The sequence below is a fragment of the Polaromonas sp. P3_C2 genome, from assembly GCF_056402675.1.
In genome coordinates, this window is record NZ_JBFUGX010000067.1 from 1 (window position 1) to 10,343 (window position 10,343).

The 10,343-nt window shown below is 64.0% G+C and carries 13 protein-coding genes; 10 read left to right on the forward strand and 3 right to left on the reverse strand.

Going from position 1 to position 10,343, the window contains the following annotated elements; translation table 11 throughout:
• From AC1DWI_RS04885 to AC1DWI_RS04910, 6 genes are all read left to right on the forward strand, one after another.
• Positions 1–233 (forward strand): ABC transporter permease subunit (locus AC1DWI_RS04885; RefSeq protein ID WP_477724461.1); only part of this gene is annotated, 233 nt, incomplete at its 5' end.
• A complete protein-coding gene (locus AC1DWI_RS04890; RefSeq protein WP_477670651.1) occupies positions 230–1,078 on the forward strand; it encodes an ABC transporter ATP-binding protein in 849 nt (282 codons plus the stop codon). The genes AC1DWI_RS04885 and AC1DWI_RS04890, both read left to right, overlap by 4 nt.
• Positions 1,079–1,101: 23 nt before the next feature.
• The gene (locus AC1DWI_RS04895) at positions 1,102–1,866 is read left to right on the forward strand and encodes an ABC transporter ATP-binding protein (protein WP_477670752.1); all 765 of its coding nucleotides are present in this window, start codon (positions 1,102–1,104) and stop codon (positions 1,864–1,866) included.
• 73 nt (positions 1,867–1,939) lie between these two features.
• Complete coding sequence (locus AC1DWI_RS04900; protein ID WP_477670650.1) at positions 1,940–2,911, forward strand: dipeptidase; 972 nt, start codon at positions 1,940–1,942, stop codon at positions 2,909–2,911.
• Between the two features lie 28 nt (positions 2,912–2,939).
• Positions 2,940–3,386, forward strand: a complete 447-nt coding sequence (locus AC1DWI_RS04905) for an acyl-CoA thioesterase (protein WP_477647199.1) — start codon at positions 2,940–2,942, stop codon at positions 3,384–3,386.
• 17 nt (positions 3,387–3,403) lie between these two features.
• On the forward strand, positions 3,404–4,324 hold the full coding sequence (locus tag AC1DWI_RS04910; protein ID WP_477670649.1) for an EamA family transporter: 921 nt from the start codon (positions 3,404–3,406) through the stop codon (positions 4,322–4,324).
• Here the strand turns inward: AC1DWI_RS04910 and AC1DWI_RS04915 are convergent.
• On the reverse strand, positions 4,299–5,225 hold the full coding sequence (locus AC1DWI_RS04915) for a LysR family transcriptional regulator (protein WP_477670648.1): 927 nt from the start codon (positions 5,223–5,225) through the stop codon (positions 4,299–4,301). The two genes, AC1DWI_RS04910 and AC1DWI_RS04915, sit on opposite strands and share 26 nt — an antisense overlap.
• Before the next feature lie 98 nt (positions 5,226–5,323).
• Here AC1DWI_RS04915 and AC1DWI_RS04920 point away from each other — a divergent pair, with 98 nt between their 5' ends.
• Positions 5,324–5,968: an NAD(P)-dependent oxidoreductase gene (locus tag AC1DWI_RS04920; protein WP_477670647.1), complete on the forward strand. Its 645-nt coding sequence runs from the start codon at positions 5,324–5,326 to the stop codon at positions 5,966–5,968.
• 240 nt (positions 5,969–6,208) lie between these two features.
• Here the strand turns inward: AC1DWI_RS04920 and pyrF are convergent, their stop codons facing one another.
• Complete coding sequence (gene pyrF / locus AC1DWI_RS04925; RefSeq protein ID WP_477670646.1) at positions 6,209–7,045, reverse strand: orotidine-5'-phosphate decarboxylase; 837 nt, start codon at positions 7,043–7,045, stop codon at positions 6,209–6,211.
• Between the two features lie 199 nt (positions 7,046–7,244).
• On the opposite strand from pyrF, the gene AC1DWI_RS04930 reads away from it, so the two are divergent.
• The 3 genes from AC1DWI_RS04930 (at position 7,245) to AC1DWI_RS04940 (ending at position 9,990) form a co-directional block, all read left to right on the forward strand.
• Positions 7,245–8,141: a cupin-like domain-containing protein gene (locus AC1DWI_RS04930; RefSeq protein ID WP_477670645.1), complete on the forward strand. Its 897-nt coding sequence runs from the start codon at positions 7,245–7,247 to the stop codon at positions 8,139–8,141.
• A gap of 21 nt (positions 8,142–8,162) precedes the next feature.
• Positions 8,163–8,942, forward strand: coding sequence for a hypothetical protein (locus tag AC1DWI_RS04935; RefSeq protein WP_477670644.1), 780 nt, complete (start codon positions 8,163–8,165; stop codon positions 8,940–8,942).
• A gap of 160 nt (positions 8,943–9,102) precedes the next feature.
• On the forward strand, positions 9,103–9,990 hold the full coding sequence (locus AC1DWI_RS04940; protein WP_477724462.1) for a DMT family transporter: 888 nt from the start codon (positions 9,103–9,105) through the stop codon (positions 9,988–9,990).
• A 6-nt stretch (positions 9,991–9,996) separates the two neighbouring features.
• On the opposite strand, the gene AC1DWI_RS04945 is transcribed toward AC1DWI_RS04940, so the two are convergent.
• Positions 9,997–10,343: uracil-DNA glycosylase family protein (locus AC1DWI_RS04945; protein WP_477724463.1), on the reverse strand; the 347-nt coding region annotated here is incomplete at its 5' end.

Genomic DNA, 10,343 nt, shown 5'->3' on the forward strand with positions numbered 1-10,343 from the left:
CGCTGGACATGGCCGGCATCATCCTGACCGCCGCCGGGCTGGGTTTTCTGGGCCTGGGCGCGCAGCCGCCCATGCCGGAGTGGGGCGCGATGATCGCCAATGGGCGTCTTTATGTGCTGGACCAGTGGTGGGTGGCCGCCGCGCCCGGCGCGGCGATTTTTGTCGTGAGCCTGGCCTTCAACCTGCTGGGCGACGGCCTGCGCGATGCGCTGGACCCGAAGGCCGCCAAATGACGGGCGCCAACATGCCCCTGCTGGTGGTCGACGACTTGCGCGTGAGCTTTCCGCGCCGTGACGGCGGCATGACCGAGGCGGTGCGCGGCGTGTCCTTCACGCTGGGCCGTGAGCGCCTGGGCATCGTGGGCGAGTCGGGTTCGGGCAAGTCACAAACCGGCCGCGCCATCATGGGGCTGACCGCACCGGAAGGCCGCATCAGCGCCAAGTGTCTTGAGTTCGCCGGCATGGACTTGCTCAACTGCCCGCCCGCCCAACGCCGCGAACTGCGCGGCGGCCGCATCGCCATGGTGTTGCAGGATCCGAAGTTTTCGCTGAACCCCGTCATGACCATAGGCGCACAGATCGTGGAGACGCTGCAAGCCCATACCCGTGTTTCGTCGGCGGAAGCAAAAAAGCGCGCACTCGCCGCGCTGGAATCCGTGCGCATCGACGACCCGGCGCGCGTCTACAAACTCTACCCGCATGAGGTGTCCGGCGGCATGGGCCAGCGCGCGATGATCGCGATGATGCTGATCGCCGACCCGGACCTTCTGATCGCCGACGAGCCGACTTCGGCGCTGGACGTGACGGTACAACTGCAGGTGCTGGCCATCCTCGACACGCTGGTGGCTGAGCGCGGCATGGGCTTGATTTTGGTCTCGCACGACCTGCGGCTGGTGTCGACCTTCTGCGACCGCATCCTCGTGATGTACGCCGGTCGGGTTGTGGAAGAGCTGGCTGCCGGCGGCCTGGCGAATGCGCAGCACCCCTACACACGCGGCCTGATGGCCTGCCTGCCGCAGCTGGGCGCGTCCACGCATCCGCTGGCCACGCTGGACCGTCAACCGGAGTGGGCGCTGTGAATGCCGTGGTTTCATCTGCATCGCTGGGCCTGGAAGTCAGCGGCCTGCGCGTGGTGTACGACAGCTTTGTCGCCGTCGCCGATACCTCCTTCGTCGTGAACCCCGGCGAAAGCTTCGGCATCGTCGGCGAATCGGGTTCCGGCAAATCCACCGTGCTACGCGCCATCTGCGGGCTCGCGCCGCGCACGGCCGGCACGGTCAAGTTGCTGGGCCAGGACAGCGCACCCGGCAGCAAGGCCTTCAGGCGGCAGGTGCAGATGGTGTTTCAGGACCCGTACGGGTCACTGCATCCACGCCACACCGTAGACCGCATCCTCGCCGAGCCGCTGGCCATTCACGGCATCGACGACGCAGAGGCGCGCATCGAACGTGCGCTGGAAGAAGTCGGGCTGGGCACGGGCTTTCGCTTTCGTTACCCGCACCAGCTCTCGGGTGGGCAGCGCCAGCGCATCGCGATTGCGCGCGCCTTGATTCTCGAGCCGCAAATCCTGCTGCTGGACGAACCCACTTCGGCGCTGGACGCCTCGGTGCAGGCCGAGGTGCTCAACCTGCTCGAAGAACTGCGCCGCAGGCGCGGCCTGACTTTCGTCATGGTGAGCCACGACCTGGCCGTCGTCACGCACCTGTGTGAACGGCTGATGGTGATGCAGCGCGGCCAGACGGTGGAGATGCTGCCTGCGGCCGACCTGGCGGCACACAAAGTCACGAATGCCTATACGCTGAGCCTGATGGAGGCTTCCACCGGGTTCAAACGCCGCGCAGCGGCCGACGTATCCGCCACGGCGTAAATCGTTACCAGGCAGGTCTGGCGCGCCGCAGCGCCGCATGCTTTAATTTCTCTTCAACACCACACGCCACGCCATGATCCACTGGGAAGCCCACGCCTGCCTGCCATTGCACCCGGCAGCCGATTTTTCGCCGATGGACGCGTTGCGCACTGCGGGCGTGAACTATGTGTCCGTCAATGTCGGCATGGACATGAACCCGGTGGCGCAAATCATGGCGGTCATTGCGGCCTTCCGCGCGAAGATTGCCGCGAACCCCGGGCGCTATCGGCTGGTGTCCAGTGTGGACGAGATCCGCGAGGCCGCGGCGGCGGGCCAGCTTGCCATCGGCTTTGACCTGGAAGGCGCGATGCCCCTGCAGGAGCGGCCCGATATGGTGACCTTGTACCGCGAACTCGGCGTGCGGCAAATCCATTTCGCCTACAACCGCAACAACAGCGTGGCCGACGGCTGTCACGACGAAGCACGCGGCCTCACGCCGCTGGGTGTGCGCATGGTGCAGGCTGTGAACGAGGCGGGCCTCTTGATGGACTGCTCGCACACCGGCCGCCGCTGCAGCCTGGACATCATGGCTGCCTCGGCCAAGCCGGTGATCTTCAGCCACGCCAACCCGCTTGCGCTGGTGGAGCACGGGCGCAACATCACCGACGAGCAGATACGCGCCTGCGCCGCAACCGGCGGCGTGGTGTGCGTCTCGGGCGTCTCTGCCTTCCTGGGCACACGCACCCCCACAGCCGATGACATGGCGCGGCATGTGGCCTATGTGGCGGGCCTGGTCGGCGCGCAGCATGCGGGCATCGGCCTGGACATCAGCTTCCGGCAGGATGAGCTCAATGACAACCCTCCCGGCGACTACGATCCCACCTACTGGTGGCCCAAATCGGCTGGCTATGACCGCGCCGTACAGCGCATGACATACACGCCGGTTGAAACCTGGCAACTGCTGCCCGAAGCGCTGCGCCAGGTGGGCCTGAGCGCAACCGAGATCGAAGGTGTGATGGGCGACAATATGATGCGTGTCGCCGGCATCGCCTGGCAGCACGCATAAGAACCTCATAAAACTACCGGCAGCCCCCATGTCCTCCATTACCCTCCGCTTCCTGGCCGAACCCAGCACCGTCAACTTCGGCGGAAAAGTGCACGGCGGCACCGTCATGAAATGGATTGACGAAGCCGGCTACGCCTGCGCCACCAGCTGGGCGAAACGTTATTGCGTCACCGTGTCGGTGGGCAGCATACGTTTTCAGCGCCCCATCATGATCGGCGACTTGGTCGAAGTCGAAGCCCGCCTGGCCTATACCGGCACGACCAGCCTGAACATCTCGGTGGAAGTGCGCGCCGGCGACATGAAAGTCGGGCAGATGCAGGTCATCACCGAATGCCTGGTGGTGTTTGTTGCGGTAGACCTGGACGGCAAGGCCTTGCCCGCCCAGGAATGGCGGCCAGAGACCCCCGGCGACGTCGCGCTGGCCCAGCGCGTCAAAGCGCACCTGGATGCAGCCCGCTCCATGCAGCTGGGCTGACTTCACGTCTTGCGCGGATGCAGCCCAATGCTCTGACGGGCCGCGATCTGGCGGCCGCCCTCACGGTCGTCGTGCTGTGGGGCGTTAACTTCGTGGTGATGAAATTCGCGCTGCGCGATTTCACGCCTTTTCAGTTGGGCACGGCCCGTTATGTGTTTGCCGTGTTGCCGCTGGCGCTGCTGATCCGCCCGCCCAAAATCGCGTGGAAGTGGATCGTGTTCTACGGCCTTTTTCAGGGTGTGGGCCAGTTCGGCATCTTGTTTCTGGCGCTCAAGGTCGGCATGACCGCGGCGTTGGCCTCGGTGCTGCAGCAGACCCAGGTGTTCTGGACGGCGCTCTTTGGCTTTGTGCTGCTGCATGAGCGCGCCAGCCGGCCGCTGCAGGCGGGCCTGGTGCTGGCGGCGCTGGGCTTGGCCTGCTTTGCGCTCAACTACGTGGGCGCCAATGGCGCGGGCGCCACCACGCCGCTGGGCTTTGTGCTTACGCTGTGCGCGGCGGCCATGTGGGCCATGTCCAACATCGTGGCGCGTCGCGTTCAGCAGACCTACAGCGATTATTCGCCGCTGGCCTTTGTGGTCTGGAGCAGCCTGGTGGCGATACTGCCCTTTGCCGCTCTGTCCTGGGCCTTCGACCCCGAGGCCGCGCGCTGGCACTGGATGGAAGCGCGTGCCTCCAGCTGGGCCGCTGTAGCCTACCTTGGCTGGGCGGCCACCATTTTGGGCTACAGCCTGTGGACCAACCTGCTCAAGCGCCACCCGGCCAATCGCGTCGCGCCTTTCAGCCTGGGCGTGCCGGTGGTGGGCCTGGCCACCGGCATGCTGGTACTGGGCGAGGTTGTCACGCCCTGGCAATGGGCCGGCGTCGCGTTTGTAGTGGCCGCGCTGGCTTGTGTGATGCTGGGCGGGCTGGTGCTCAGGCCGCGTCCGCAACAGGCCTGACGCCCAGGAACCAGGCCGCCAGCAGCTCCAACGCGTAGCGCACCTTGGCCGGCTGCTCACCACGCCGCGGCGTGACGGCGTAGACCGGAACATCCGCCATGCGCCAGCCCGGCAATATCGGCAGCAAGCGGCCTTCGGTCATCGCTTTGCGGTCGTCCTCGCTCACACCCATGCTGATGCCCCAGCCGGCTATGGCCAGCGCATGCAGCGCCGTGACCTGCGAAGCCTGCACCCGGCCTTCCAGCCTCAGGGTTGCGCGTTCGCCAGACGGGCCCAGCAGCTCCAGCATGTCCGCGCTGTTGCTGCTGTTGGGTTTGCTGGCCAGCCAGTCGTGGCGCAGTAAATCCTGCGGCGTGGCGGGCCAGCCCCGTTCGGCCAGGTAGGCCGGCGAGGCGCATAGCTGGCGCGTCATATTGCCCAGCTTGCGTGCCACCAGGCTGGAGTCGGCCAGCTCGCCCACGCGCACCGCGATGTCCACGCGTTCGCTGATCAGGTCAACCAGCTTGTCGTCCAGCAACAGGCGCAGCGTGAGCCGGGGGTAGCCGCGCAGCGGCGCCAGCGCCGCTGCCAGCAGGCCGCCAAAGCCGGCCGGCGCGGCCAGGCGCAGCTCGCCTTCGGGTTCGTCGCGCAGCCGCACCAGCGCCTGTTCCGCCGAGCGCGCAGCCGCCACCATGGCGGCGCAACCAGCGTGGTAGCGCTCACCCGCTTCTGTCAGTGTCAGGCGCCGCGTGGACCGGTGCAGCAGGGCCAGGCCGAGCGACTGCTCAAGCTGCCGCAAATGCTGGCTCACGGCCGAAGGCGTCATGCCCAGCTGCCGCGCCGCCGCAGTCAAGGACCCCTTGGCAACCACCTCGGCAAAAATGGCCATGCGCTTGAGCTGGTCCATGGATTTATCGCTCATTAGTTAGCTCTACTTCACAGTGTTAGCGAATTTTGCCGTCTATTCAGAGCGTTGTGAAGTAATGACACTAGAGGCTCTTTTAACCCGCAGGAGTTTTTATGAACATCGCACTGATCGGCGCCACAGGTTTTATCGGCGCACCTATTCTTTCCGAACTGCTAAGCCGCGGCCACAAAGTCACCGTGCTGGCCCGCAACCCCGGCAAGGTCACCCCGCAAACCGGCCTGACCGTGGTCGCCGCCGACGCACTGAATGCCGGCCAGGTGGCCAAAGCCGCGGCGGGCCACGATGCCGTCATCAGCGCCTACAACCCGGGCTGGAGCGAGCCGAAAATCCACGACCTGCACCTGGAGGCCAGCAAAGCCATCGTGAATGGCGTCAAGCAGGCGGGTGTCAAACGCCTGCTAGTGGTCGGCGGTGCCGGCAGCCTGTATGTGGCGCCGGGCCTGCAGCTGGTGGACACGCCTGAGTTTCCCGCGCAATACAAGCAGGGCGCGCTCGCCGCACGCGAGGCGCTGAACCAGCTCAAGCTCGAAACCTCGCTGGACTGGAGCTTTGTCTCGCCCCCTATCGGCCTGGCACCCGGCGAGCGCACCGGCAAATACCGGCTGGGTGCGGACGATCTGCTGCCCGGCCAGGGTGACAAGCCGGCCGGTATTTCGGTGCCTGACCTGGCTGTGGCCATCGTGGACGAAATTGAAAACGCGCGGCATATTCGGCGCCGGTTTACGGTTGCCAATTAATAGTCTTATCGATCCCCGGACCAATAGACATGGGCGCAAGCAGCTATCCAATTAATAGCAATTTCTTTTGAGGTTGTGGCTGATTTTCAGGACGTGCTCTTTGTTGAGGGCGGCTAGCCGGGGGTAGCCCGGCAGCTACTCACTTTTCTTTTGCTTCGCCAAAAGAAAGTTACCTGCATGCCGGGCTACCCCCGGCCAGCAACTCTCAGTAAAGAGTACAACGCCGGGTAAGAAACCAGCCTACTTCAAAGCCTCACCCCGAGCCGCCTCCAGCACATCCCGAGTCTTCACCGCCTCGCGCCGCGCAGCCTCCGCAAAATCATCCGCCGAAGAGGCATACAAAATCGCGCGCGACGAGTTCACGATGATGGGAGCGCCGGACCGCCATCCCGCCTTCACGGTCGCCACCGCATCGCCACCTTGCGCCCCCACACCCGGAATCAGCAAAGGCAAGGTAGGCGCCACGGCCCGCACACGCTCAATCTCCGCCGGGTACGTCGCCCCCACCACCAGCCCCAGCTGGCCATTGAGGTTCCACAGACCTTGCGCCAGACGCGCCACATGCTCGTACAGCAGCGGCTGGCCTTCAATCGAGGCGAATCGCTGGTTCTGCAGGTCGTCGCCGCCGGGGTTGGAGGTGCGGCACAACAGGAAAGCGCCCTTGCCTTCGTACTTCAAATACGGCGCGACCGAATCAAACCCCATGAAGGGCGAGAGCGTCACCGCGTCGGCACCGTAGCGCTCAAAGGCTTCCTTGGCATATTGCTCCGCCGTGCTGCCGATGTCGCCGCGCTTGGCATCCAGGATGATGGGCACTTGCGGCGCCACGCGGCGCATGTGTTCCATCAGGCGTTCGAGCTGGCCTTCGGCGCGGTGCGCGGCGAAGTAGGCGATTTGCGGCTTGAAGGAAATCACCAGGTCGGCAGTGGCGTCAACAATCGCCGCGCAGAAATCGTAGATCTTGTTGGCGTCGCCCTTGAGCTTGCCGGGAAATTTCGCGGGTTCAGGGTCCAGGCCAACGCAGAGCATGGAGCGGTTCTGGCGTTCTGCGGCGCCCAGCATGTCGAGAAAAGTCATGTCCCATTTTAAGCTCCCACGATCTCGGCAGCTTGCACTGTGCCCCTGATGGAGAACCCCCTGTATGCCAAACGCGCGATTGTCGCCAGTGGCTACCTGTCTGGCGTTTTACACGACGCAACAAAAAACAAGCGCCAGCGTCATGAGGATTTCACAGTGAATTTTTACGATCACCGCATTGCAAGTGCAGGAGGTCGTTGTGAATTTGCGGATCAGTCAAGGCGAATGCCCGCTGGAGATACCTCGTTCCAGGCTCGGGGCCGTGCCGGAGATGGTGTCTCCCCAGAGGCATGAGTGGATAGGTCATGGCCCTGTTGTTTTGCGGGGCATGGGGCGCAACTGGGCAGCGCTGGAGCGCTGGACATTTCAGCACCTTGCCCATCTGGGCGGGGCCAAGCCCGTGACTTTGGTGGTGGGTAATCGGGAGAGGTCCAGCACCCGGTTTGTGACGTCCACACTTGATCGCTATGTGGCACAGCTGGCGTTGCAGACAGCCGCGCAGGAAGAGGGCTCCCATATCGGATACCTCAAAGAGTTCGATCTGCTCAAGGAGATACCCTCATTGCGCCAGGACGTGGAACAAGATGCATGGTTCCCGCCGGGCAACATCGTCTCCAGCAGCGCGTGGATTGGCCCGCAAGGGGCACACACAGGCTTGCATTACGACCTGCTGGACAACCTGGCGGTGCTCACGCGCGGAGTCAAACGCTTTTATCTGGCCCGCCCCGGCACCGTGGAGCACCTGGGTGCGTTGTCAAAGAAGTATGACCGCTGGGCCAAGCTGGCATCGGTGGGCATGCGCGATCTGGCGCAAAGCGATGTGCCGGCAGACGCACTGTTTGCTGTCGATCTCTATCCGGGTGATGCCATCTACGTGCCTCATGGTTGGTGGCATGAGGTGGTGAATTTGCAGGCCAGCATTTTTCTGAGCGGATTTTTCGGCAGCAAGGCCCGGGTCGTTGGATTGTGGGTGGCCACAGGTGCCGTGCAGCTGATGCACGACTTTCAACCCTTGGGCACTCGCAATTGCTCCTGCCACTCAGGCGCCGCACGCCCGCCACCAGCCCCCGAAGTTCCGGGCAGTCAACTCCTTTAACACCAACGCATACCGTTACCCATGACAACCAAGCCGACCATCAAAAAGCACCGCTACATCACCCGCAATCTGCGTATCGGCGATATTCCGGCCTTGCTGGATCTGGAGCGCAAGCAATGGACAGAAGAGCAGCAAGCTACGGCAGAAGACTTTCGATCACGCATTGCCGCGCATCCCGATTTGAGCGGGGGTGCATTTTGCGCAGAAACGGGTGAGCTGCTGGCATCGCTGTTTTGCAAACCCACCACAGAGGCAGAGTGGGTCAACCCGGGCGACTGGCAAAAGAGCGCCGCTTTGGACGGCAAAGTGCCCAGCAACAAATACGCATCACGCTGCCTGTTTGGCATCAGCCTGACCAGCGTGGATGCCGGCGCTGCTTTGCAGCTGATTGCCTTTAACTATCTTTATGCTGTGAAATGTGGCAACCGCAAATATTTCCTGGGTTCGCCAATGCCCGGGCTCAAGCGTCATTTGCAACGCAAGCCAGGTGCGTCGGTAGAGGCCTATGCACGGGCTACGCGGGCCGGTTTGCCGGTTGATCCCCAGCTGCGCTACTACCACGGCAAGGGGTTTTGTGAGGTTGTGGCCGTGCGTGAGAACTACTTCCCCCACGAAGCCTCGTGTGATTACGGCGCCATTCTGAAATCCAGAGTGCCGTATCCCTGGCTGACGCCGCTATTTCGCTTGGTACCCGTCCCGGTGTTGAGGTCGCTTGCAGCATTGGCGCCACGCTATGCCATTCCAGAAGACGACGGGGTGCCCGCACGAACAGAGTCGGCCGCTGAGCCGGAGGCAGCTTAGCAGTTCAACCCGTGTTGCGCAGCCCAGCCGGGCTGGTTACTCCACTGAATCTTCAGGCCAGCATGAGCCGCGGGACTGGCTTTGCCAGACCGCAGGCGGGCGGCCCCCTCGGGGGGCAGCGCATTACACGAAGTGAAAAGCGTGGGGGCACAATAGTTCCATGCAACTCTCCCAACGCCAACTCATCCTGCTGGTTCTGCTCACCCTGGTCTGGGGCCTGAACTGGCCGGTGATGAAACTGGGGATTGCGGACTTTCCACCCTTGACGTTTCGGGCGATGTCGATCTGGCTGGGCATTCCGGTGCTGGGCATCGCCATGGTGGTGCTGAAGGTGCCGTTTTGGGTGCCGCGGGGCAAGTGGCGTGAGCTTTTCTGGCTGGCGGCGGCCAACATGTTTGTCTGGCATGCGCTGATCATCCTCGCCGTCAAAAACTTGAGCAGCGGCCGCGCGGCGATTCTGGGCTACACCATGCCGATTTTTTCGGCGCTGCTGGGCGCCTGGTTTTTTGGCGCCAGGCTCAAGCCCCGCAACTGGCTGGGGGTGGCAGCTGCCGCGCTGGGCGTGGCGCTGCTGCTGTGGAATGAAATGACCAACCTGTCGGGCAGCCCCCTGGGTGTGCTGTGCGCGCTGGTGGCAGCTGCGGTGTGGGCGCTGGGCACGCAGCTGCTGCGCAAGACCACGATACYGGCCGCGACGCTGACGCTGTCGTTCTGGATGACGGTGATGACCGCCGTGATGCTGACCGTGTTGGGTGTCGTGTTTGAGATGCCGCAGTGGAAGGCACCTTCGCCCACGACCTGGGGCGCGATTCTTTACAACGCGGTGCTGATTTTCGGTTTTGCGCACGCGGCGTGGTTCACGCTGGCGCGCGCGCTCCCGCCGGTGGCTTCCACGCTGAGCGTGATGATGATTCCCATCCTCGGGGTGTTTTCAGGCGCGCTGGGCCTGGGCGAAGTGCTGCACTGGCAGGACTGGGCTGCCGTGGTGCTGATGGTGGTGGCGATTGCCTCGGTGCTGGCGCCCAGCCGTGGCGCAGTTAAGGCCTGATAAAAATCAGCCCGGGTTGGTGACCAAATTCATGGCCAGGCACAGGTCGTCCCAGGCCTTGCCCTTGTCGGCCGGGTTGCGCAGCAAATAGGTGGCGTCGTAGGTCACTACCATGCGGGCTCCATGCAGGCTGTGCAATTGGCCGCGCTGTTTGCCGAAAGGCTCTGTCGATTGCAACACCGCCTGCGCGGCCAGACGGCCCATGACGAGCACGACGTCGGGCTGCGCGCTGGCCACCAGGGCGGGCAGCGCTTCGGGCAGGCCGGCGCCCGCACCGGATGCCGCCTGCCGGACCAGCGGCGCCAGCAGCACCATGCCAGCCTTGTGCAGGCGCGTAGCGCGCAGCATGTTGT